Source organism: Flavobacterium sp. (assembly GCF_047602195.1).
Taxonomy (GTDB): Bacteria; Bacteroidota; Bacteroidia; order Flavobacteriales; family Flavobacteriaceae; genus Flavobacterium.
In genome coordinates this window covers 111,361-132,724 of record NZ_JASGHW010000001.1, presented here as the reverse complement: position 1 = coordinate 132,724, position 21,364 = coordinate 111,361, and the positions used below count along the sequence as shown (strand labels likewise).

21 protein-coding genes are annotated in these 21,364 nt (G+C 46.3%); 15 read left to right on the top strand and 6 right to left on the bottom strand.

All coding sequences use genetic code 11. The features are described from left to right. The first annotated feature begins 67 nt into the window (after positions 1-67). The gene (locus QM717_RS00730; protein ID WP_415033834.1) at positions 68-1,135 is read left to right on the top strand and encodes a branched-chain amino acid aminotransferase; all 1,068 of its coding nucleotides are present in this window, start codon (positions 68-70) and stop codon (positions 1,133-1,135) included. A 119-nt stretch (positions 1,136-1,254) separates the two neighbouring features. Here QM717_RS00730 and QM717_RS00725 read toward each other — a convergent pair whose 3' ends face one another. Continuing rightward, positions 1,255-1,641: a hypothetical protein gene (locus QM717_RS00725; protein ID WP_415033832.1), complete on the bottom strand. Its 387-nt coding sequence runs from the start codon at positions 1,639-1,641 to the stop codon at positions 1,255-1,257. A 78-nt stretch (positions 1,642-1,719) separates the two neighbouring features. Between QM717_RS00725 and QM717_RS00720 the strand changes: the two genes are divergently transcribed. Further along, positions 1,720-1,908, top strand: coding sequence for a hypothetical protein (locus QM717_RS00720; protein WP_415033830.1), 189 nt, complete (start codon positions 1,720-1,722; stop codon positions 1,906-1,908). A gap of 54 nt (positions 1,909-1,962) precedes the next feature. Here QM717_RS00720 and QM717_RS00715 read toward each other — a convergent pair whose 3' ends face one another. Together QM717_RS00715 and QM717_RS00710 are read right to left on the bottom strand one after the other, a co-directional pair. Next, a complete protein-coding gene (locus QM717_RS00715; protein WP_415033828.1) occupies positions 1,963-2,103 on the bottom strand; it encodes a hypothetical protein in 141 nt (46 codons plus the stop codon). 134 nt (positions 2,104-2,237) lie between these two features. Continuing rightward, entirely contained in the window at positions 2,238-4,268 is a 2,031-nt protein-coding gene (locus tag QM717_RS00710) for a dipeptidyl-peptidase 3 family protein (RefSeq protein WP_415033826.1), read from the bottom strand. Between the two features lie 128 nt (positions 4,269-4,396). On the opposite strand from QM717_RS00710, the gene QM717_RS00705 reads away from it, so the two are divergent. Genes QM717_RS00705 through QM717_RS00690 form a run of 4 tightly spaced genes read left to right on the top strand, consistent with a single transcriptional unit; the run spans position 4,397 to position 7,010 of the window. Beyond that, positions 4,397-5,497, top strand: coding sequence for an SRPBCC family protein (locus QM717_RS00705; protein WP_415033824.1), 1,101 nt, complete (start codon positions 4,397-4,399; stop codon positions 5,495-5,497). Positions 5,498-5,556: 59 nt separating this feature from the next. Then, on the top strand, positions 5,557-6,096 hold the full coding sequence (locus QM717_RS00700; protein ID WP_415033822.1) for an RNA polymerase sigma factor: 540 nt from the start codon (positions 5,557-5,559) through the stop codon (positions 6,094-6,096). 30 nt (positions 6,097-6,126) lie between these two features. Then, positions 6,127-6,531 carry a hypothetical protein gene (locus tag QM717_RS00695; protein ID WP_415033820.1) on the top strand — a complete coding sequence of 135 codons (405 nt, stop codon included), beginning with the start codon at positions 6,127-6,129 and terminating at the stop codon, positions 6,529-6,531. Between the two features lie 2 nt (positions 6,532-6,533). Continuing rightward, on the top strand, positions 6,534-7,010 hold the full coding sequence (locus QM717_RS00690; RefSeq protein WP_415033818.1) for a sensor of ECF-type sigma factor: 477 nt from the start codon (positions 6,534-6,536) through the stop codon (positions 7,008-7,010). A 60-nt stretch (positions 7,011-7,070) separates the two neighbouring features. On the opposite strand, the gene QM717_RS00685 is transcribed toward QM717_RS00690, so the two are convergent. Then, on the bottom strand, positions 7,071-8,102 hold the full coding sequence (locus QM717_RS00685) for a WD40/YVTN/BNR-like repeat-containing protein (RefSeq protein ID WP_415033816.1): 1,032 nt from the start codon (positions 8,100-8,102) through the stop codon (positions 7,071-7,073). Positions 8,103-8,247: 145 nt separating this feature from the next. Between QM717_RS00685 and QM717_RS00680 the strand changes: the two genes are divergently transcribed. From QM717_RS00680 to QM717_RS00660, 5 genes are all read left to right on the top strand, one after another. Next, positions 8,248-9,540 carry a hypothetical protein gene (locus tag QM717_RS00680; RefSeq protein ID WP_415033814.1) on the top strand — a complete coding sequence of 431 codons (1,293 nt, stop codon included), beginning with the start codon at positions 8,248-8,250 and terminating at the stop codon, positions 9,538-9,540. Between the two features lie 145 nt (positions 9,541-9,685). Continuing rightward, on the top strand, positions 9,686-11,644 hold the full coding sequence (locus tag QM717_RS00675) for a KUP/HAK/KT family potassium transporter (protein WP_415033812.1): 1,959 nt from the start codon (positions 9,686-9,688) through the stop codon (positions 11,642-11,644). A 97-nt stretch (positions 11,645-11,741) separates the two neighbouring features. Then, positions 11,742-12,956: an RsmB/NOP family class I SAM-dependent RNA methyltransferase gene (locus QM717_RS00670; RefSeq protein WP_415033810.1), complete on the top strand. Its 1,215-nt coding sequence runs from the start codon at positions 11,742-11,744 to the stop codon at positions 12,954-12,956. Positions 12,957-12,966: 10 nt separating this feature from the next. Beyond that, positions 12,967-14,121 carry an endonuclease gene (locus QM717_RS00665; RefSeq protein ID WP_415033808.1) on the top strand — a complete coding sequence of 385 codons (1,155 nt, stop codon included), beginning with the start codon at positions 12,967-12,969 and terminating at the stop codon, positions 14,119-14,121. Positions 14,122-14,242: 121 nt separating this feature from the next. Continuing rightward, a complete protein-coding gene (locus QM717_RS00660; protein WP_415033806.1) occupies positions 14,243-15,343 on the top strand; it encodes an endonuclease in 1,101 nt (366 codons plus the stop codon). A gap of 79 nt (positions 15,344-15,422) precedes the next feature. Here QM717_RS00660 and rho read toward each other — a convergent pair whose 3' ends face one another. Continuing rightward, positions 15,423-17,255, bottom strand: a complete 1,833-nt coding sequence (gene rho / locus QM717_RS00655) for a transcription termination factor Rho (protein WP_415033804.1) — start codon at positions 17,253-17,255, stop codon at positions 15,423-15,425. Between the two features lie 184 nt (positions 17,256-17,439). Between rho and QM717_RS00650 the strand changes: the two genes are divergently transcribed. The 4 genes from QM717_RS00650 to QM717_RS00635 all read left to right on the top strand — a co-directional run bounded on the left by QM717_RS00650 (position 17,440) and on the right by QM717_RS00635 (position 20,712). Then, positions 17,440-17,853, top strand: coding sequence for a DUF4293 domain-containing protein (locus tag QM717_RS00650; RefSeq protein ID WP_415033802.1), 414 nt, complete (start codon positions 17,440-17,442; stop codon positions 17,851-17,853). A gap of 164 nt (positions 17,854-18,017) precedes the next feature. After that, positions 18,018-18,677, top strand: coding sequence for a response regulator (locus QM717_RS00645; protein ID WP_415033800.1), 660 nt, complete (start codon positions 18,018-18,020; stop codon positions 18,675-18,677). 11 nt (positions 18,678-18,688) lie between these two features. Continuing rightward, on the top strand, positions 18,689-18,967 hold the full coding sequence (locus QM717_RS00640; protein WP_415033798.1) for a hypothetical protein: 279 nt from the start codon (positions 18,689-18,691) through the stop codon (positions 18,965-18,967). Next, on the top strand, positions 18,961-20,712 hold the full coding sequence (locus tag QM717_RS00635; RefSeq protein ID WP_415033796.1) for an ATP-binding protein: 1,752 nt from the start codon (positions 18,961-18,963) through the stop codon (positions 20,710-20,712). Before QM717_RS00640 ends, QM717_RS00635 begins: the two co-directional genes overlap by 7 nt. Here QM717_RS00635 and QM717_RS00630 read toward each other — a convergent pair. Continuing rightward, on the bottom strand, positions 20,709-21,206 hold the full coding sequence (locus QM717_RS00630) for a metallophosphoesterase family protein (RefSeq protein ID WP_415033794.1): 498 nt from the start codon (positions 21,204-21,206) through the stop codon (positions 20,709-20,711). The two genes, QM717_RS00635 and QM717_RS00630, sit on opposite strands and share 4 nt — an antisense overlap. Between the last annotated feature and the right edge of the window lie 158 nt (positions 21,207-21,364).

Sequence of the window (21,364 nt, the reverse complement as noted above, 5' to 3'; positions counted from 1 at the left end):
TCGTTTGAAATTCATTTATTTAACTATTTGAAAATCAATCGATTAAAACTTTAAAACCGCATTTTACATGAGTTTAAAAACGACCAGCGAAATCGATATCGTAAAAGTTCCACAATCAAAAATTGATACGGTTGATTTCGACAACCTGACTTTCGGGGCCACTTTTACCGACCATATGTTTGTGTGTGATTTCCGCGAAGGCAAATGGCACAAGCCGCAGATCAAGCCTTATGAGCCCTTTCTGCTCGATCCTTCGGCCAAGGTTTTCCACTATGGACAGGCCATTTTCGAAGGCATGAAAGCCTATAAAGATGAGCAAGGCGACGTTTGGCTGTTCCGTCCCGACCAAAACCTGGATCGTTTGAACAAATCGGCGGTACGGATGGCGATGCCCGAACTTCCCGAAGACATTTTCATGAGCGGTCTACACCAATTGCTCGATCTGGAAAGAAACTGGGTCAAATTCGGACTCGGCAATACCTTATATATTCGTCCGTTCATGATTGCCATTGGAAGCGGTGTCGTTGCAGCACCTTCGACGCAATTCCGTTTCATGATCATTCTGTCGCCTGCCAAAGCCTATTATTCAGGCGAAGTAAAGGTCTTGATCGCCGAACATTACAGCCGTGCGGCCAATGGCGGAATCGGTGCGGCAAAAGCGGCCGGAAACTATTCGGCGCAATTCTATCCGACGAAACTAGCCAACGAAAAAGGCTTCCAGCAAGTCATCTGGACCGATGACGCGACCCATACGAAATTGGAAGAAGCCGGAACGATGAACGTGTTTTTCCGCATCAACGATACTTTGTTGACCGCGCCGGTAAGCGAAAGAATCCTCGACGGCGTGACGCGCAAAAGTTTGATTGCGCTCGCCAAAAGAGAAGGCATCAAGGTCGAAGAACGATCGGTACTGGTGTCGGAATTGATCGAAGGCATGAAAGATGGCAGCCTCAAGGAAATCTTCGGCGCCGGAACCGCAGCAGTGGTCAACCCGATTGTTGGATTCTCTTACCAGGACCAATATTACGAATTGCCGAAAATGGAAAACTCCTACGCTTTGAAACTCAAGGACCAATTGACCAAAATCCAATATAAATTGGCAGAAGATACTTTTGGGTGGACGGAGAAAGTGTAGTTTTTGGATTTTCAGATTGTCAGAAAAAAATAGAATAAAAAAACCGGAGCTTGATGTTCCGGTTTTTATTTGTAGGTATCTGAAGCGAAGCGTTTCCGAAAATCCGACGATCTGAAAATCTACTTATTGATGATCTTCGAAAAATCGGGTTTGAAATAATTCGGGCCTTTCATCACTTTGCCATCTTCGCGGTAAATCGGCTTGCCGTCTTCTCCGAGTTTGCTCATGTTGCTGCGTTGGATTTCGTCGAAAACTTCCTCGATGATGTGCTGCATGCCGTGTTCGATGATCGTTCCGCACAAAATATACATCATGTCGCCCAACGCATCGGCGATTTCGACCACATCGTCATTCTGCACCGCCTCGAGGTATTCTTCATTTTCTTCCTTCATCAGGTTGTAGCGCAGCCTATTCTTGCTTTCGCCCAAATCGCCTTTCGGGCTGTCATTCACACCGAGTCCGAATGCGGTGTGGAATTCCTTAACTGAACCTATTTGTTTCTGCATAATTTCTGTCATTTATTGGGATGCAAAGTAGCCGAATTTTGTTTTCGAATGCGTATTTTTGCCCAAAAATTATACACAATGTTTACACAGGGACAATTGATTTTTGCGGGTACTTTTCTGGTGGTTTTTATCGGATGTGCGATTTATGTTTACCGAAAGGACGCCCGTTTGCATCAAAAATTCTACAAAGGCAGTTACCGCGTCTTGATTGCATTCCTGCTGTTCATCGCCTTGCTTTTTGTGATCAAGTTTACGATGAAACGCTAACCATATCAAAAGAAAAAGCCCCGCTCAAATGCAGGGCTTTTTTTTCGCTTACTATTACCACGGAAAGATGATGAAACTCATTCCGAAGTCTGGCATCTCAAATAGTATGCTGAAAAACAGGTAAACGTGGTAACTCAAAATCAGCATTAGAAAAGCCATCAGCAGGTAATAGCCCAATCTAAATTTCCTGTTCATTTTAAAATGTGTATTTATTTCCATGGCAATAAATACGATTGGAAATCGAATCTGGTTTTGGTTGTTGAAAACTTTTATTGAAATAAAAAACCGCTGCCTTTCGACAACGGTTTTGCTATTTGATTTTCCTTGGATTAATTGACGTCCGGAAGGAAATTGAAGTTCTTTGAATAATACAACATCTGTTCGGCGAACGTTTTCGGCTGTTGGATTTCGATCGAGATGATTTTGCCGCCTTCCATTTTCGGAACCAGAACCGGGTTCACGAAACCGCTGTACGGCGGCGATTTGAATTTCTCGTTGCGCGCCAAAATCTCTTTGTGCAACTGCTGGTCGACTTTCACGCCGTAGGTTTCCACCAAAGCCTTGGCCGCCTTGAAATCACCTTCCGATTTGATGCGTTGGGTTTCTTTGAGCAATTCCCCAAAAAGCGCGTGCAATTTCTCGTAGTTGGTGATGTTGAAATAGGTTTTTCCATCGCGTGTGATTTTCTCAATCACATTGTCTTTCTTGCCTTTTTCAAACACCCACGCACTCACCCATTGGCGGTTTCTCATGTGCGCTTCCTCGATATCGGTGCCCGGTTCGAGACGGATCAATTGGGTCATCAAACCATTGCGGATGTAGCCGTCGTACGCGGCCATTCCGGTTTTCTTCCAATCCTTAACCAAGCCGAGTTCCTGTAATTTTGGGCTGTACAGATAGAACAAACCAACGAGATCCGCACGGCCTTCTTCCAAGGTCGAAGCATAGCTTTTGAGCGTTTCTTTTGGTGTTCCCACGCCATCGTTGATTTTTCCGGATGCGTGACCAACGACTTCGTGCAGGGCCGTGTGCAGTTTATCGGCTTCTTCGCCGTATTGTTCTTCGAGTTCGATTTCTTCGGGATCGTTGGCAAATTCCTTGAGTTTGTCGTGACCGCCGGCGTTGTTGTAAGAATCTACAATGTTTCCAAGCGAAACTGATTTGGAACCGTAATCTTCTCTGATCCAATCGGAGTTCGGCAAATTCACACCAATCGGCGTACTTGGCGAAGAATCGCCCGATTCGCCTGCGACGATAACGGTTTTATACGAAACACCGACTACGTTTTTCTTTTTGTGTTCGGGCATCAAAGGCGAATTGTCCTCGAACCATTGGGCATTTTTGGAAATCTTTTCCATTTTGGCCGACATGTCGAAATCCTTGATTTGGACTACGCCTTCGTAAGAACCGCGGTAACCGATCGGGTCGTTGTAGACTTCCACGAATCCGCTGATGTAATCGATGTTGCCTTCGGTGGCCTGCGACCAAGCAATGTTGTAATCGTCCCAAGCCTTGAGGTCGCCCGTTTTGTAGAATTGGATCAACAAACCAAGCGCGTCGCCTTGCTTTTTGTTTTCGGCTACGCCTTTTGCTTTTTCGAGCCAGTAGACAATTTTATCGATCGCCGGACCGTACATGCCACCGCTTTTCCAGACTTTTTCCTCGAGCTGGCCCGATGCATTGCGCACCAGTTTCGAGTTGAGCCCGAAAGAAACCGGACGCGCCGGATCGGCACTTTTCTTGGCTTTGTAAAACGCCTCGACTTCCTTTTCGGTAATGCCCTTGTCGTAGAAATTCACGGCCGAACCCGCGAGCAAACCTTTGGACTCATCGAGATTGACTTTTTTCGCATCGACATTGTTGAACAGGATTTCGACGATTTCAGGTTCCAAAGTGGTTTTGGTATCGGTCATCAATTGCTTGAAATAAGCGATATCGAAACCGGGTTTGATCTTGTCCATCGAGTAATGGTGGTGGATGCCGTTGGAGAACCAGACGCGCTTGAGGTAGATTTCAAATTGTTTCCAGTTTTCGGCATTCTTGTCGCCGTTGTAATGCTGGTAAATGTTTTCGAGTGCCTTGCGGATTTTGAGGTTGTGCTTGTAGTTCTGATCCCAGTAGATGTCGCGGCCCGCAATACCGGCCTGGGTCAGGTAATACACCAATTCTTGTTCCTTGAGCGTGAGGTTTTCCCAGCCCGGGACTTGGTAGCGCAACACTTTGATGTCGGCAAATTCCTCGACCACGTATTCGAAATTGGCATCGGATGTTTTCTTCGTTTCGGTTTCTGCTTCTTTTTTATTGCAGGAAACCAGTACGGTGGCAGCAATCATCATTCCTGCCAGGGTATGTAATTTCATTGGCTAAAATTTTAATAATTCAAACAAATATACACAAATCGGCTATCCAAAATGTAAGAACTCCGCGCGAAATTATGTAAGGCTGCAATCGATTTAATTGCTAACTTTACCTCACGAAACCACCAACCATGAGAATCCTTAAATACATCTTCCTTTTAATTTTATTGGGCTTTTTTGCACTGTCGGTCTTTGTTGCCACGCAGAAAGGTGCTTTTGAAGTCGAGCGCAGTACCCTCATCAAATCGCCCAAAGCCACCGTTTTCAATTATGTGAACGATTACCGCAACTGGGAGAATTTTGGTTCATGGAAAATCGACGACCCGAAAATGCAATTCACTTATCCGCAGCACACCATTGGCAAAGGCGGTTCGTATTCGTGGAGCGGTTCGGAAGGCAACGGAAAATCGAAGACGATTACCGTGGTGGAAAACAACAGCATCACGCAAAAAATGGAATACGGCGGAACGACTTCTGATGTTTACTGGACATTTAAAGATACGCTTGGCGGTACTAAAGTGACGTGGCGTTCCAAAGGCCAGATGAGTTTCGGGTTTAAAATCTATGCTGCGTTCAATGGCGGTGCCGACAAAGTCATCGGGACCATGTATGAAAGAAGTTTGGCGAATTTGGACAAGTCACTCGATTACGAACTCAATACCTTCAATATTAAAGTAGATGGTGTCGTCAACAAGACCAGCGCCTTTTATTTGGGACAACGCATCCGCAGCAAGATTTCGAATGTGCCGAAAAACATCCGCATCATGCTGCCCAAATTGATGTACTTCTTCAAAAAGAACAAAATGACGATGCACGGTAAACCGTTTGTGATTTACCATACCTATGACATGGCAAAAGGCATTACCGATATGTCGGTTTGTATTCCGGTCGACAAACAGATTTTCGTGAGCCCGGACAGCGACATCATCGCAGGAAAACTTCAGGGTTTTGAGGCGTTGAAAACGACCTTGACCGGTGATTATTCGCACCTGCAACAGGCTTGGGACAAAGCATTCGCCTACATGGATGAAAAAGGAATTCCGCAGAATGAAACGGGCGCTTATGTCGAAATGTATTCGGTGAACATGGAACAGGAAAAACACCCGTCGAAGTGGGTGACCTCAATTTATGTACCGGTCAGGCCAAAAGTAGTTGCACCGCCAAAGCCGAGGGTTTACGCTCCAGTTGCCGCCCCCGTTCCCGTTCCCGCTGCCGAAGTGACTGCACCGTAAAATTTTCTGAACGGTTAAACCTTTCCCGATGCCCGTATTCTTAGACCAAAATTTTTTCTTTGGAAGAAAAGGAATTCATACAACAGCTACTCGACCCGAAAACGCAGAATGAAGCGTTTCAACAACTGATGGCGTTGTACCAGCGGCCATTGTACAGCCACATCCGGAACATGGTTTTGGACCATGACGATGCCAATGATGTGTTGCAGAATACTTTCGTAAAAGTGTTCCAATACCTCAAGGGTTTCAAGGGCGAGAGCAAATTGTTCTCCTGGATGTACCGGATTGCGACCAACGAGGCCATTACGTTCCTCAACCAAAAGGCCAAACGCGGCAGGATGACTTCGGCGGAATTGCAGACCAAATTGGTGGACAACCTCAAAGCCGATAATTATTTCGACGGCGATGAAATCCAAATCAAGTTGCAAAAAGCCATTTTACTTTTGCCCGAGAAACAGCAACTCGTGTTTAAGATGAAATATTTCGAAGAAATCAAATACGAAGAAATGTCGGAAATTTTAGGCACCTCGGTGGGCGCGCTCAAGGCGTCCTACCATCATGCGGTCAAGAAAATTGAAGATTACATGAATAAGAATTAAACCAATGCAGAAACCTTAAGTCCAAGCGTCATGAAAAATTTTAAGCTAGACGATCACGACAAAATTAATCCGGGATTCAACATTCCGGAAGGTTATTTTGACCAATTGCCGCAACAAATCCAAGCAAAAATCGCCAACCAACCCAAGGTAATTCCATTGCACCGCAAAAAAAACATTTGGTTTGCCGCCGCAGCGGTTTTGGTCGTTGGATTGGGCATCACGGTATTCAATGCGTTGAAAACACAATCGAATGAAACCGACGCGATCGCCATCGAAAATTACCTCGCTTCACAGACCGGCACCGAAGATGCCTTGGTGGAACTTCTGGAAAACGAAGACCTGGAACAGCTCAATGCCGAAATCAACCTCGACGACAAAGCCGTCGAAGACATCCTTTCGCACAACGCCAATTTGGAACAATACCTAATCAATTAGCCATGAAAGCAAAAACGATTTTATTACCATTGTTTACCCTCGCCTTTTCCCTGATGTCTTTTTCTGCCGTTGCACAAGGCGGGCGGATCGAGGAAAAGAAAGAGCAGATCAAGTCGCTCAAAGTCGCCTTCATCACCGAGGAATTGAAACTCACTCCCGCCGAAGCCGAAAAGTTCTGGCCATTGTTCAATGCCTACGACGACAAACAACAGGAGTTGCGCCAACAAAAGCTCAAATCCTTTTTGAACCGCATGGATGAGGGTGCCATCGATAAATTATCCGACAAGGAAGCCTCGTCATTTCTGACCCAGATGGAAAATACCGAGGAAGAAATTTACCAGTTGCGCAAGAAATTTACGGCCAATCTCAAGTCCATTCTTCCGCCGGTCAAAATTCTGAAACTCAAAAAAGCCGAGGAAGATTTCAATCGAAAATTGCTCAAGCAATACCGCGAGAAATTCAGAAACCGCGGAAAATAAATTACTGCGGAAAAAAATATTACTTACTTAATTGAAATAGAACCGGTGTAAAAGCCGGTTTTATTTTTGAATTTTAATGCGGACGATTTTGCCCCTGCCCGCCGCTATCGCCGTATGTTCATCCGCAAATCGCAAGGTGTATAGATCTTTGGCATCGGACAGTTTCTTCCAGGTTTGGGCACCATCTGAGGAATACCAGATGCCGGTTCCGCCCACACACATCAATTCCTGGCCTTTGCTTTTGGGCACGTACTGAATGCAGGAAGCATAGCCGAAACCTTGGTTTTCGGCAATTGGTTTCCAGGTTTTGCCGCCGTCATTGGTAATCGCTTTATTGGAAAAATTCTGGTCTTGGATTTCGTAATCGCCACCGGCTATGATGCCGTTTCGCTCGTCGTAAAAATCGGCGGTAAAAATACCGGTCATGGCTTTGCCTTGCACAATCGGCGTTTCGGCAACGGTCCAGGTTTTCCCTTTATCGGTCGAAAAAAACACCCGCGATTTCACGCCGCCCGAAACAATCCAGGTCTTGCTGCCTTTGACAACAATATTGGTGTTGCTGGCCGCAAATGCCGCTTCGCCTTCGGACAATGCGGGTAAGTTTTGGCAGGATTGTTTGTGCCAAGTTTGGCCGCCGTCTTTGGTGAGTAGGACCGAGAAACAATTTTCGGTCGGGTCGCCAATGGCTATTCCTTCCCGGTCGTTCCAGAATTGCATGCTGTCGTAAAATACTTTTTCGTGCTTTTCCTGATAGACGAGTTGGCATCGGGCGTCCTCTTTGGAAATTTTATAGAGCAATGCCGGATTGCCGACATTGGCAACCAATACATCGGAATGGGTTTGCGCCAAACTCCTGAATTCGATGTCGAATGTGTCTTTAGTGATGTGGTGTTCGTTTTTGGATCGGTCTTTTAGATGGATGGATCCGAATCGGCCTTTGTCGCCTGCATACCAAATCTTGCCCTGGTCGATGGCAATGGCCCGGATACTGATTTTATCCCGGAGTAAAGTATCGAGTTGAATGGTTTGTGCTTGGAGCAAAGAATTGGAAGTGAATAAAAAAAGTAGCAATCCGCTAAACATATGCCTCATAAAAGTCAGGTATTTAAATCAAATTTACATATTATTAACAATCGCTCCAAGCATTCCTTTCGGTTCTTGGCACAGTAATTGGAAATTCCGAAAACGTAATCGCCAACCACAAAAACCGATTGCATCTAATTTAAATCTTTAAACCATGAAAACGATAGTATCAACCCTGTTTGCAACGGTAACCGCCTTTACGGCATTGGCACAAGACGTGACAACGGTAAATGCGGCGAGTGCCGAAATCAGCGACAACCTCGACCTCAGGGCGGTTGCCTCTATTTTCGGTGAAGCGGCCAACCTTGAAGATTTCGAAAGAAGACTCAACGACCCGGACCTGCAGATTTCCAACCTTGACTTGAACAACGACAACCGTGTCGATTATCTTCGCGTGATTGAAACCGTTGATGGTTACACCCACCTCATTGTGCTGCAATCGGTTTTGGGACGTGATTTGTTTCAAGACGTTGCGACAATTGAAGTGGAAAGAGATGCGCGCAACAATGTTCAGATCCAAGTAGTCGGAAACGTGTACATGTATGGCCCGAATTACATTTATGAACCCGTTTATGTACAGCCTCCGGTCATTTATACTTCGTTTTGGGTTACCCATTACCGTCCGTATTGTTCGGGTTGGTATTGGGGATATTACCCGACTTATTACACCGCATGGCACCCTTATCCGGTATTTAGGTACAGAAGAAATGTCCATGTCCACATCAACGTACACAACCATTACAATTATGTGAATGTGAGAAGAAGCGATCGCGCCGTTGCCCTGTACAGCACCCGAAGATCGGATAGTTATGCCAATCAATACCCGAACCGTTCGTTCCAGAACCGCCACAACAATGTCGCCAACCGATACGAATTGGATCAAAAAAGAAATCTTAGGGATGTAAGTGTCAGAAATGGTGTTGCCGCCAGCACGCCAAGAAACCAAGGCATCAAAGGCAATAGCGTAAGGGGCAATGACGCACCGGTCAGAAACAATGGAGCGGTACGAAATGAAAACAACACCCCGGTCAGAAACAATGGGGCTGTCAGAGGTGAAACTCCAATTAAAAATAACGGTTCGGTAAGATCCAATGACAATGCACCGGTTAGAAACCATGGCAGCATCAGAAACGAAGGCACCGTCGCCCCAACAAGAGGCAACAGCAATATCGGGGCACCCCGTGACAATACTCCCCGGGCAAATGGAAACGTCAGGGGCCAATCCGCACCGAGGGAAAACGCAAGCATCCGTATGGGCGACGCCACACCGCGCGGCAACGATACCCGAGCCCAATCGGCGCCACGTGAAAACCGGATGAGCCGTGCAGAAGCAGCCCCACAACGCCAAAGCCGTATGGAAGCACCAAGGGGCAATAACGACAGGGGTTCCCAAATGGCCGCCAATCGTCAGAACGGCAACCAAAGAGGCTCTGAGTCAAGACGATAACCCGCTCTCTATTATATCATCCAAAAGCACTATTTTACCGATAGTGCTTTTTTATTGTGCGTAATTTCCCATCATAAAAAAAACAAGCCCAGTTATCGTTAATCTATTTAATAATCATAACTTTGTAGCCTTTATAACACACACTATGAGTGCTCATCGCGGTTTACACAGTAAATTGACCTTTGCAGGATTATTAATTACTTTAGGAATTATTTACGGTGATATCGGTACCTCCCCGCTCTATGTAATGAAGGCCATCGTTGGAGCCCATGCCATCGACGCCAATATCGTCCTCGGTGGCATATCGTGTATTTTTTGGACACTCACGCTTCAAACAACCATCAAATACGTTATCATTACGCTCAGTGCCGACAACCATGGTGAAGGTGGGATTTTCGCACTCTATGCGCTCGTCAAACGAACGAAAGTCAAATGGCTAATCATTCCTGCAATCATTGGGGGCAGTGCCCTGCTAGCAGACGGAATTATCACGCCGCCTATCTCCGTTTCCTCTGCGGTCGAGGGCGTCCGCACCTTTTATCCCGACTTGAATACAGTCCCAATTGTGATTGGCATTTTAGTTGCACTATTCACTATCCAACAGTTCGGCACCAAGTTAGTCGGTAAGTTTTTCGCGCCAATGATGCTGATCTGGTTTGCGATGTTGGGAACTTTAGGCATGATGCAGATTACCAATCATTGGGAAGTCCTCAAGGCAATCAATCCTTATTATGCCTATCACTTGTTATCGATTCATCCCGATGGTTTTTACGTCCTCGGTTTCGTTTTCCTTTGTACGACCGGAGCCGAAGCACTGTATTCAGACATGGGACACTGCGGTCGAAAAAACATCCGTATCAGTTGGATTTTTGTCAAGGCAACTCTAGTTTTGAATTATTTCGGACAGGCTGCCTATTTAATTCAGCACGAAGGGGAAACGCTTCAAAGTCTGGGTGGTGAATTTGCCAATCCATTCTATCTGGTCATGGCCGATTGGTTCAAGCCTTTCGGAATCGTCATCGCGACAATCGCCGCAGTCATTGCCTCCCAAGCGTTGATTACAGGCTCATTCACATTGATCAATGAAGCCATGCGTCTCAATTTCTGGCCAAAAGTCAAAATCAAATACCCAACCGACCTCAAAGGACAATTGTACATCCCATCGATCAACTGGCTTCTGCTTTTGGGTTGTATTGGCGTAGTTTTGCATTTCAGGGAATCGAGCAACATGGAGGCCGCTTATGGGCTCGCCATTGTACTGTGCATGATCATGACCACCTTTTTGCTCAACTATTATTTGATCATGAAACGGGTCCCTTGGTATGTATTTTCGCCCATCATTGCGATTTATCTTGCCATTGAAGGCAGTTTTTTGGTGGCCAACCTGGACAAATTCCCACACGGTGGCTACGTTTCCCTAATCATTTCCGGTGTCCTTATTGGAATCATGGCGACTTGGTTCCGCGCCAAAAAAATCAGTAAGAACTACACCAAATTCGTCAAGATCGCCGAATACAAGAAAGTTCTCGCCGAACTCAGCGTCGACCTTTCAATCCCGAAATACGCCACGCATCTGGTCTACATGACCAATGCCAACCGCATCGATGAGATTGAGGAAAAAGTAATGTTCTCGATCTTGCAGAAACGGCCGAAACGCGCCGATATCTATTGGTTCGTTCACGTCAATATTCTCAGCGAACCGTACAAAACCGAATACAAGGTCACCGAAATTGTCAAGGACGATTTGTTCCGGATCGACTTCAACCTCGGTTTCCGCGAACCGACCAAAATCAATTTGATGTTCAAGGAAGTATTGCGCGACATGGTCAAAAATGGCGAGGTGGACGTCACGAGCCGTTACGAATCCCTGAGCAAGAACAACATCATCGGCGACTTCAAATTTGTACTTTCGGAGAAATTCCTTTCGAATGACAGTGATTTGCGTTGGGACGAAAAGATCATCATGAACACCTATTTCATGATCAAGAAACTGAGTTTGTCCGAAGAAAAAGCGTTCGGCCTCGACAGTTCTTCTGTCAAAATAGAAAAATTCCCGATGGTACTACATCCACCGGAAAAAATCGGCCTGACCAGAATCGAATAAAACACGAACACTGTCACGGCAGTGTTTTTTTATGCCGAAAGCGATTGTGCCAACATTCAGCATTTAACCTTAACTTTGCAGCTCAATTTACCGATAAATGAGATTACACCGAAATTTAGTTTACACGACGATCGACTCGCTCAACGCCATTTTCAACGAAGGAGAATATGCCGACAAAGTGGTCGCCCGCGCCTTAAAAAAAGACAAACGTTGGGGAAGTTCCGACCGCAAATTCGTCGCCGAAACCATCTATGAAATCGTCCGCTGGAAAAGATTGTACGCCGAAATCGCCAATGTCAAAGAACCGTTTGACCGCGACGATCTGTGGCGTTTATTTGCCGTTTGGGCCGTATTGCGCGGTTACACCATCCCCGATTGGCGCCAACTCGAAGGTACGCCCGAAAGAAAAATCAAGGGTCGTTTCGACGAGTTGTCCAAAATCCGTGCGGTCAAGGAATCGATTCCCGACTGGATGGACGAACTCGGTGTAAAAGAACTGGGCGAAAAGGTCTGGGCCACTGAAATTGCGGCACAAAACCAACCCGCCAAAGTGGTATTGCGCGTCAACACGCTCAAGACGACCAAGGAAAAACTGCGCGCCATCCTGATGGACCAGAATATCGAGACCGAATTCCTCAAGGACCAACCCGATGCGCTCGTATTGAAAGAACGCGCCAACGTGTTCCTGACCGATGCGTTTAAGCAAGGTTTGTTTGAAGTGCAGGACGCAAGCTCGCAATTGGTCGCTTACTACCTCGACGTCCAGCCTGGCATGCGCGTGGTCGACACCTGTGCGGGTGCGGGCGGAAAAACGCTGCACATCGCTTCACTGATGGAAAACAAAGGCCAGCTCATCGCGATGGATTTGTACGAAAGCAAACTCAAGCAACTCAAATTGCGGGCGAAAAGAAATTCGGCATTCAACATCGAATACCGCATCATCGATTCGACCAAGGTCATCAAAAAATTACACGAGAAAGCCGATCGCGTCTTGATCGACGCCCCTTGCAGCGGACTTGGCGTTTTGAAAAGAAACCCGGATGCCAAATGGAAACTGCAGCCGGAATTCATCGATAACATCCGCCAGGTGCAGGCCGAGGTTTTGGAAAATTATTCCAAGATTGTCAAGCCGGGCGGCAAATTGGTTTACGCGACCTGCTCGGTCTTGCCGTCTGAAAACCAGGAACAAATTAAGCGTTTCTTAACGACCGAAAGCGGCAAAAACTTTACCTTTGTCAAAGAAACGAAGATCCTGGCTTCCGAATCAGGATTTGATGGATTTTACATGGCGCAATTGGAACGAAAAGCTTAATCGAAAAATCATGAGAAAAATATACACTTTGGCTTTGCTGTTAACGGCCTTGATCGGTTTTGCCCAACCGCCTGCCGGCTATTACAACAGCGCAACCGGAACGGGTTACACGCTCAAGACCCAGCTCAAAAACATCATCACCAACGGGCACAATCCGCAATCGTACACGACCGGTTTGTGGAATCTGTACAACAGCCAACTGCGTGACCACTGGTATGAGAACGACAATTCACTGCTCGACATCTATTCGGAAAATCCGACCGGAAGCGATCCGTACAACTATACCGGCACCGGACAGCAATGTGGCAATTACAGCGCCGAGGGCGATTGTTACAACAAAGAACATTTGATCCCGCAATCGTATTTCAGTTCGGCCATGCCGATGTATTCGGATGCGCACCATGTGGTTCCTTCGGACGGAAAAGTCAATGGCTGGAGAAACAACCTTGCCTTTGGCGATGTCGGAAATGTTGCGACCAATCCGTGCAACAACGGCGCGACGAACACGCCTTGCAACAGCCAAAACGGCTCCAAGAAAGGCGCCAACATGAATTCGGGTTATGCGGCCGGGTTTTCCGGAATCGTATTCGAACCGATCGATGAATTCAAGGGTGACATTGCCCGAAGTTTCTTTTATTTTGCCACCAGATATGAAACGCAAATGGCCGGTTTCTACACCGCGGCCGTAGCCGATCCAAACGGACCGGAGGTAACGGCGATGTTCGACGGCTCGAACAACAAAGTGTTCTCGGATACCTTCCTGAACATCCTGTTGACCTGGAACCAGATGGATCCGGTGAGCCCGAAAGAAATCGCTTTCAACAACGCAATCTACAATTTCCAAGGCAACAGAAATCCGTACATCGACAACAACAATTATGTGACGCTGGTTTGGGGATTGCCTTTGGCAACGGAAAATTTCGATGCGATGGCTTCGGTTTCCGTTTATCCAAATCCAACGGTAGACCACAAAATCAATATCAGCGGCGCAATCAACCTGACTTCGATCCAATTGATTTCGGTGACCGGACAACTCATCCGCGACGAACAAAATCCGGTTGCGGTCAGCGGCACCTATACACTCGAAAACCTGCCGCAAGGATTGTACCTCCTGAAACTGGCAAGCGACAAACAATCGACTACAAAAAAACTGATCGTCAATTAATTACCGTACCCTAAATATAAAGGCAAACCTTCCAAACCGGAAGGTTTTTTTTGTGTAAAAAAGTTAAAGTTTGCTGATAATCAAATAAACCCTATAACTTTGTCCGCCGAAATTTTTATATATGAACAAATTCTTTACCCTTGTAACCCTTTTTACCACGGGGTTTATTTTTGCCCAAGCGGGCGCACCAGCCACTCCTTACTACAACGGATTCAACTGGTCACAGACCGGGATGACGTTGAAGGCAGCGTTGGCGACCAAAATTACGTCGACGCACACCAACACCCTGTCGTATCAAGAAGCCGAAAACGCGCTTAAAATTGTAGACCTTGACCCGACGGACGCCTCCAACAACAATGTCTTGTTGATCTACGGGTTCAGCAACAACATCTGTCCGGCCAGTACTGCCGACGACAACGACCACAGAAGAAGAAACAAAAACAGCGACGGAGCCGGGGCAAGCTGCCAATGGAACCGCGAACACACCTATGCCAAATCATTGGGCACGCCAGATTTGGGCGAAAGCGGTCCTGGTGCCGATGCACACCACTTGCGTGCTTCGGATGTGCAAAGAAACGGCGACCGTGGCAGCGAGAAATTTGCCGCTGGCACCGGAAACTCACACGACGTGACTTCATCGACCTGGTATCCGGGCGATGAGTGGAAAGGCGATATCGCGCGCATGATGATGTACATGTATTTGCGTTATGGCAACCGTTGTTTACCTAAAAATGTCGGAAACGGAGTCACAACCGCTACCGATGCAAACATGATTGATTTGTTTTTGCAATGGAATGCCGAAGATCCGGTTTCTGCCTATGAGGACCAAAGAAATACGTATCTGGGCAATGCCAACAATGCCTATGGGCAAGGGAACAGAAACCCATTCATCGACAATCCGTATTTGGCGACAGTCATTTGGGGTGGACCGGTAGCGGAAAACCGTTGGCCAAACATTTTCCTGGCCACCGATTCGTTTGATATTTTCGCAGGCACTTCGGTGTATCCGAACCCAACCAACGACAACCGCGTCAACATTGCTTCTGAAGCCACTTTGGAATCGATCGAAATCATCAACCTCAATGGACAGATCGTTCGTCAGTTTGTCAATCCTACGGCAGAAAACCACGTGTACACCATTGACAATTTGCCACAAGGTCTGTACTTGGCGCGTCTCCAATCGGGGAACCAATCGACGACCAAGAAAGTAATCGTGAATTAATTCATCTTACCACTATAAAAGAAAAGTCCCGTATCGCTACGGGACTTTTTATTTACAAACCTTTTGACTCAGGCACTTTTTAGTCATTCATCGAAATCAGGAATTCTTCATTGTTGCGTGTTTTGCTGAAACGGTCGTTGATGAAATCCATCGCCTCGACCGGATTCATGTCGGCCAAATATTTGCGCATGATCCACATGCGTTGGATGACGTCTTTCGGCAACAGCAAATCGTCGCGGCGTGTACTTGAAGAAGTCAGGTCGATGGCAGGGAAAATACGTTTGTTTGCGATTTTTCTATCGAGTTGCAATTCCATGTTGCCCGTTCCCTTGAATTCCTCGAAAATCACTTCGTCCATTTTAGAACCGGTTTCGGTCAAGGCCGTCGCGATGATACTCAAAGATCCGCCGTTTTCTACATTACGCGCCGCACCGAAGAAACGTTTCGGCTTCTGCAACGCATTGGCATCGACCCCACCGGAAAGCACTTTTCCTGAAGCGGGCTGTACGGTGTTATAGGCACGGGCCAAACGGGTAATCGAATCGAGCAAAATCACTACATCGTGTCCGCATTCCACCAAACGCTTGGCTTTTTCCAGTACGATGTTCGCAATCTTGACATGCTCCTGCGGCTCGCGGTCGAAAGTCGAAGCAATCACTTCTCCCCTGACGCTGCGCTGCATATCGGTCACCTCCTCGGGACGTTCGTCGATGAGCAACACCAGCAAATAAACCTCTGGATGGTTTGCGGCAATCGCGTTGGCAATGTCTTTCAGGAGCATCGTTTTACCTGTTTTCGGCTGCGCGACAATCATACCGCGCTGTCCCTTACCAATGGGGGAAAACAAATCGATGATGCGCGTGGAAATCGAACTTCCCTTTTCGGCGATCTTGAATTTTTCTTGTGGAAATACCGGCGTCAAATGCTCGAAAGAGACGCGGTCGCGCACGACTTGCGGGTCGTGGCCGTTGATTTTGAGCACGCGCACCAAAGGGAAGAATTTTTCGCCTTCCTTCGGCGGACGCACCACGCCTTTTACGGTATCGCCCGTTTTGAGTCCGAACAGGCGGATTTGCGAGGTCGACAAATAAATATCATCGGGCGAAGCCAAATAATTGTAATCGGAAGAACGCAGGAAACCATAGCCGTCGGGCATCATTTCGAGTACGCCTTCGCTTTCGATGATGCCGTCGAATTCATAATCGGCATCGCGGAAATTATTGTTTTTCTTATTCTTGAAGTTTGGATTTTGATTCCCGTTCCCATTCCCATTTTGGTTGCCGTTGCCATTGGCTTCGTTCCGTTCGGCTCCGCCCCGGGTTCCATTCTGGTTTTGGTTTTGGTGCTTCTTGTGTTGTTGGTTGGGGTTATTTTTGCGTTCCTGTGGATTTTCTGGGGTTTCAGTTACAGGATTTTCTGTTGTAGGAAGTTGTTCTGCTTCTGGTTCATTGACTTCGGCAGCAGGCTGTGGGGCAATGTTCTTTTTGTCGTAATCGGCTTTTTGAAATTTGGCTTGTTTGCCTTTTGGGCCTCTTTTATTGGGAGTTGCTGCCGATTCTGTTTCGGTTGCCGCAACTTTTGGGGTTTCCGTGGTTATTTCTGCTTCAGGAAAAAGTGTCTGTGCTGGGCTGGGTTGGTTTTTTTTGTCGGCCCCGATGCGGGCTCTTTTGGGTTTGCCTTGTGTGCCTTCGGCCAGTTCGCCTGTGGTTCGGCTGATCTCCTTCTTTTCAGTCTTGGCTGTGGCTTGCGGAGCTGGCGCTTGATTTTGTTCTGATGTGGCTGCCTGGTGCTTGAGAATCAGTTCGATCAAGGCTTCTTTTTTAACACCGGCAAACTTGATGGTTTTGGCCAATTTGGCAATATCCTGAAGCTCAGAAAGCTTCATTTCTTTTAATACAGAAATATCAAACATGAATGTTATTTGAATTTAATTGATATGGGAATACTAATAAAATGTGAGTGGTGGTATAGCTTTTTAGGACGAACCGTAAAATGAGGTACTTACGGATTGGTACTGCAATATTACGAATAAAAATTTACCATGCAATAGTATTTATCAAAAAGAAAATATATTTTTGCTGGGCAATTACAAAAGCATGATCCAAAGAATTCAAACGGTTTATTTGCTGCTTGCAATGATCACCATTGCAATACTGCCTTTCTTTTTCCCATTGTGGACCTTGGAGGGAAGCCAACCGTTTTATTTCATGCAAAGCCAGGTATATGCCGCGTTGTTCGGCTTGAGCTGTGCGATGTCATTGCTCGCCATTTTGTCGTATAAGAAACGTCAACATCAGTTTGTCATTGGCAGGCTGAACATCATATTAAATTTAATTTTATTAGGATTATTTGTTTACCGATCGCTAAACTTGTCTGGAGAAGCCGTCAAGGTTTCAGAGAAAGGCATTGGGATGTTCCTCCCTATTGTTTCTATCGTTTTCCTAGTGCTGGCCAACAAAGCCATCAAGAAGGATGAGGATCTCGTAAAATCTGTGGATCGGTTGAGATAAACCTATAAACTTAGTTTATTTTAGTGCGAAAGAAACCCGGATCACCTCCGGGTTTTTTATTGTCCCATCACTAAATTTAGTGAGGACAAAAAAATCACCAATTTTAGTGAGCAATTCGTAATAATTATTGTGCTAACTTTGGAAAACAGTTAGCGCCAGACATAATGAATAAAAAGAAAACACGTATCTATCTTGCCGACGACCACCAGGTATTGATTGATGGGATGCAGGCCGTACTCAATACCAACAAGGATTTTGAGGTGACCGGGTTTTCCCTGAATGGAAAAAACGTCATCGAACAGGCCACCAAAAACAAAGCCGACATCCTGGTCATGGACATCAACATGCCCGAAAAAGACGGCATCGAAGTCCTCAAAGATTTATCGGGAACCGAATTCCCTTTCAAGGTCATCATCCTTTCGAGCTACGACGACCTCAAACTGATCAAGGAAGTGATGAAGTTAGGCGCGCGCGGTTACCTGACCAAGCAATGTGCCGGCGAAAACATCATCGAGGCGATCCACTCGGTCGAGAACGGCGAGGAATATTTCTGCAAGACCGTCCGCGATAAAATCTTCAATTCGTTCACCAAGACCAACATCAAACCCAATTCGGAAACCTCCAATATTTCGCTGACCGAACGCGAACTCGAAATCATCAAACTCATTTCGCTCGAATACAGCGGCAAGGAAATCAGCGAAGAATTGTCGATCAGTACCAATACGGTAGAAACCCACCGCAAGAATTTGGTCAAAAAACTCAATGTGAAAAATACGATCGGTCTGGTCAAATTCGCACTCAAGCACAATTTAATTAACCACTAAACAAACATATTATGGCTCTAGTAAAAGATTATGGGGTGAAAGTCCTTACGTACCCGAATTTTCAAGTCGATTTTAAAATCCCTGACAACTGCAATTTTGTGGTAACAACCGTCAGCAAATACTACAACATTACCGTGCAGCTCAACCCCGGTTGTACCAAACCGTCCAATATTTGGATGCCCTGCTCCACCACCATGGATGCGATCGATGACATCCTTGATGCCAATTTTGTTCAAATCGTGAGCGGCATCGTTTCGACACGGCCAAAAATGAGAGTCGACAATTGTTAAGAAGGACATACACATTATTATTTCTTTTTGTAGTCAGTTTCAGTGTTTTTGCGACAAATACTGAAACTGATTCCATTGATATCTACATCAACCAAAAACAAGAATCCAAGGCACTCAAATACGGCATCCGGCGGGAAACCGAATTGCGCAAATCCAAAAACTACAAAGCGCTGTGCATCAACAACATCAAGACCGCGCGCATCTACATCAAATTCAACGACTCCGAGAAATCGATCAACCTCCTCTTTGCCACACTCAAGATCGCCGAAAAGCAGAAACTTGCCTTTGAACAGGTCTTGATCCTGAACGAAATCGGCAAAAATTTCCAATTCTCGTTGAACCGAAAGAAATCATTGCGCTATTTCAAGCAGGGTGAAAAAATTGCCCAGCAGCTCAAAAACGATACGCTCGTCGCCTTTATGGAGCAGGGATTGTTCCACAATTATGTATTTCTACAGGAAAAAGATAGCGCCAAAATGTACATGACCAACATCATGCGCATTCACCGCAACAAAGGCAATTATGACCAAGTGTACCGCTGTTACAGCAATTATTCGGTATACCATTTCAGTTTCGACAAATCTGAATTGGGCAAGAAATACCTCGACACCGCGATCTATTACGCCAAAAAAAACAATAAAATCGCCTACCTGATCACCTGCTACATGAACCTCGGGTATTATTACCTGACTTCGGGCAATGACCTCAAGAAAGGCGAACAGCAGTATTTGAAAATCCTGGCGCTCAATCCAAAAGACACGACTTCGATCGATGCGACCGATTGTTACCTCAACCTGTCCTACGCCTACGAAAACATGGGCGACTACAAAAAAGCCATCAAATACCTCAACAAATATGTCGACAATACGGCGATGATTTTTGAGGACAAGATCAATTCCCAACTCAAGGATGCCGAAACCAAATACGAAATCGAGAAAGTAGAATCGGAATACAAAATCAAGCAATCCGAACTCGAGGAACTGCAATCGAAAAGACAAAAAATATTCATCATCGTCATCGCCCTGCTGATTGTCATCGCCATCCTGTTTTACTTCTTTAACCAGAACACCCGACTCAAGGAAAAGAACAAACTCAAGGACATCGAAAGCAAACTCCAGCAGGACATCCTCAACGCCACGCTCGACGGACAGGAAAACGAACGCAAGAAAATCGCCAGCGTACTCCACGACAGCATCAGCGCGCAATTGTCCTCGGCCGGATTGCATTTGTCTGCTTTTGCGGCCACGCATGCCAATTCGGAAGAAATCGCCAAAACCCGTGCGATATTGAAAGAAGCCCACGACAAGGTGCGCGACTTGTCACACGAGCTCCTGCCAACGTTGTTGGCCAAATTCGGTTTGCTCTATGCGTTGCGCGACCTGTGTGAAAAAAACTCCAATTCACTCATCGAATTCGAATACACGAGCAATATTCCCGACAAGAAACGCTTCAGCGAGGAATTTGAAATGAAGGTGTATTTCATCACCACCGAACTGCTCAACAACATCCTCAAGCACAGCCAGGCCGATGAGGCAAGCCTGACGCTGATCGAGAGCAACAACCAGCTCCACATCACCATCGAAGACAACGGAAAAGGGTTTGAAGGCGGAAAAAACCGCAGCAGCGAAGGATTCGGGCTCACGCAAATCCGCGCAAGGATCAAGAACATGAAAGGCCAATTCACCATCGATTCGAAGCCCGGAAACGGCACGACGATCACCATTACCATTCCGCTGGAATCTTAGGCGCGCTTGCCCAATTCTACAATCTCCAAATCTTTGATTTTGTCGCCCTCAATCACAAAACGCAGCATCGTGCGCACCTGGTGGAAACCGTGGATTCCCGCCGCGCCAGGGTTCATGTGCAACAGATTGTGTTTCTTGTCAAACATCACTTTGAGGATATGCGAATGCCCACAAATAAAAAGTTTCGGCGGATTGGCCATTAATTCTGCACGCAAATTGGGGTTGTATTTGCCGGGATAACCACCGATGTGCGTGATCCAAACATCAACATCTTCACACCTAAACCGATTGTGCAACGGAAATTCCAACCGCGCCTTGTCGTCATCGATATTGCCATAAACCGCGCGCAACGGTTTGAGGTTTTTCAAAGTATCGGTCACGTGCAAATTACCGATATCGCCCGCATGCCAAACCTCATCGGCCTGCGCGACATATTTGAGGATGCTGTCGTCTATATGACTGTGTGTATCGGAAAGCAGCAGGATTTTTTTCATTGGAATGCCTGAGTAGCCGAGCGCCTGAGTGCCTGAGCAATCAAACTTTGGCCATTAATTGTTAGGAGCTTTTTCCTGCTATCCACTGCAATCTTTTGCTTCGCAGGCTCCGCAAAAGGATTTTCGTTACTATCAGGGCTAGGGCTCGTCGTAAAATT

Bases quoted from the DNA above. Each gene is read 5' to 3' on its own strand.
- QM717_RS00650 (WP_415033802.1), top strand. From the start codon at position 17,440: ATGATCCAAAGAATTCAAACGGTTTATTTGCTGCTTGCAATGATCACC.
- QM717_RS00730 (WP_415033834.1), top strand. From the start codon at position 68: ATGAGTTTAAAAACGACCAGCGAAATCGATATCGTAAAAGTTCCACAA.
- QM717_RS00720 (WP_415033830.1), top strand. From the start codon at position 1,720: ATGTTTACACAGGGACAATTGATTTTTGCGGGTACTTTTCTGGTGGTT.
- QM717_RS00660 (WP_415033806.1), top strand. From the start codon at position 14,243: ATGAACAAATTCTTTACCCTTGTAACCCTTTTTACCACGGGGTTTATT.
- QM717_RS00680 (WP_415033814.1), top strand. From the start codon at position 8,248: ATGAAAACGATAGTATCAACCCTGTTTGCAACGGTAACCGCCTTTACG.
- rho (WP_415033804.1), bottom strand. From the start codon at position 17,255: ATGTTTGATATTTCTGTATTAAAAGAAATGAAGCTTTCTGAGCTTCAG.
- QM717_RS00670 (WP_415033810.1), top strand. From the start codon at position 11,742: ATGAGATTACACCGAAATTTAGTTTACACGACGATCGACTCGCTCAAC.
- QM717_RS00630 (WP_415033794.1), bottom strand. From the start codon at position 21,206: ATGAAAAAAATCCTGCTGCTTTCCGATACACACAGTCATATAGACGAC.
- QM717_RS00705 (WP_415033824.1), top strand. From the start codon at position 4,397: ATGAGAATCCTTAAATACATCTTCCTTTTAATTTTATTGGGCTTTTTT.
- QM717_RS00725 (WP_415033832.1), bottom strand. From the start codon at position 1,641: ATGCAGAAACAAATAGGTTCAGTTAAGGAATTCCACACCGCATTCGGA.
- QM717_RS00665 (WP_415033808.1), top strand. From the start codon at position 12,967: ATGAGAAAAATATACACTTTGGCTTTGCTGTTAACGGCCTTGATCGGT.
- QM717_RS00645 (WP_415033800.1), top strand. From the start codon at position 18,018: ATGAATAAAAAGAAAACACGTATCTATCTTGCCGACGACCACCAGGTA.
- QM717_RS00710 (WP_415033826.1), bottom strand. From the start codon at position 4,268: ATGAAATTACATACCCTGGCAGGAATGATGATTGCTGCCACCGTACTG.
- QM717_RS00675 (WP_415033812.1), top strand. From the start codon at position 9,686: ATGAGTGCTCATCGCGGTTTACACAGTAAATTGACCTTTGCAGGATTA.
- QM717_RS00695 (WP_415033820.1), top strand. From the start codon at position 6,127: ATGAAAAATTTTAAGCTAGACGATCACGACAAAATTAATCCGGGATTC.
- QM717_RS00690 (WP_415033818.1), top strand. From the start codon at position 6,534: ATGAAAGCAAAAACGATTTTATTACCATTGTTTACCCTCGCCTTTTCC.
- QM717_RS00640 (WP_415033798.1), top strand. From the start codon at position 18,689: ATGGCTCTAGTAAAAGATTATGGGGTGAAAGTCCTTACGTACCCGAAT.
- QM717_RS00715 (WP_415033828.1), bottom strand. From the start codon at position 2,103: ATGAACAGGAAATTTAGATTGGGCTATTACCTGCTGATGGCTTTTCTA.
- QM717_RS00685 (WP_415033816.1), bottom strand. From the start codon at position 8,102: ATGAGGCATATGTTTAGCGGATTGCTACTTTTTTTATTCACTTCCAAT.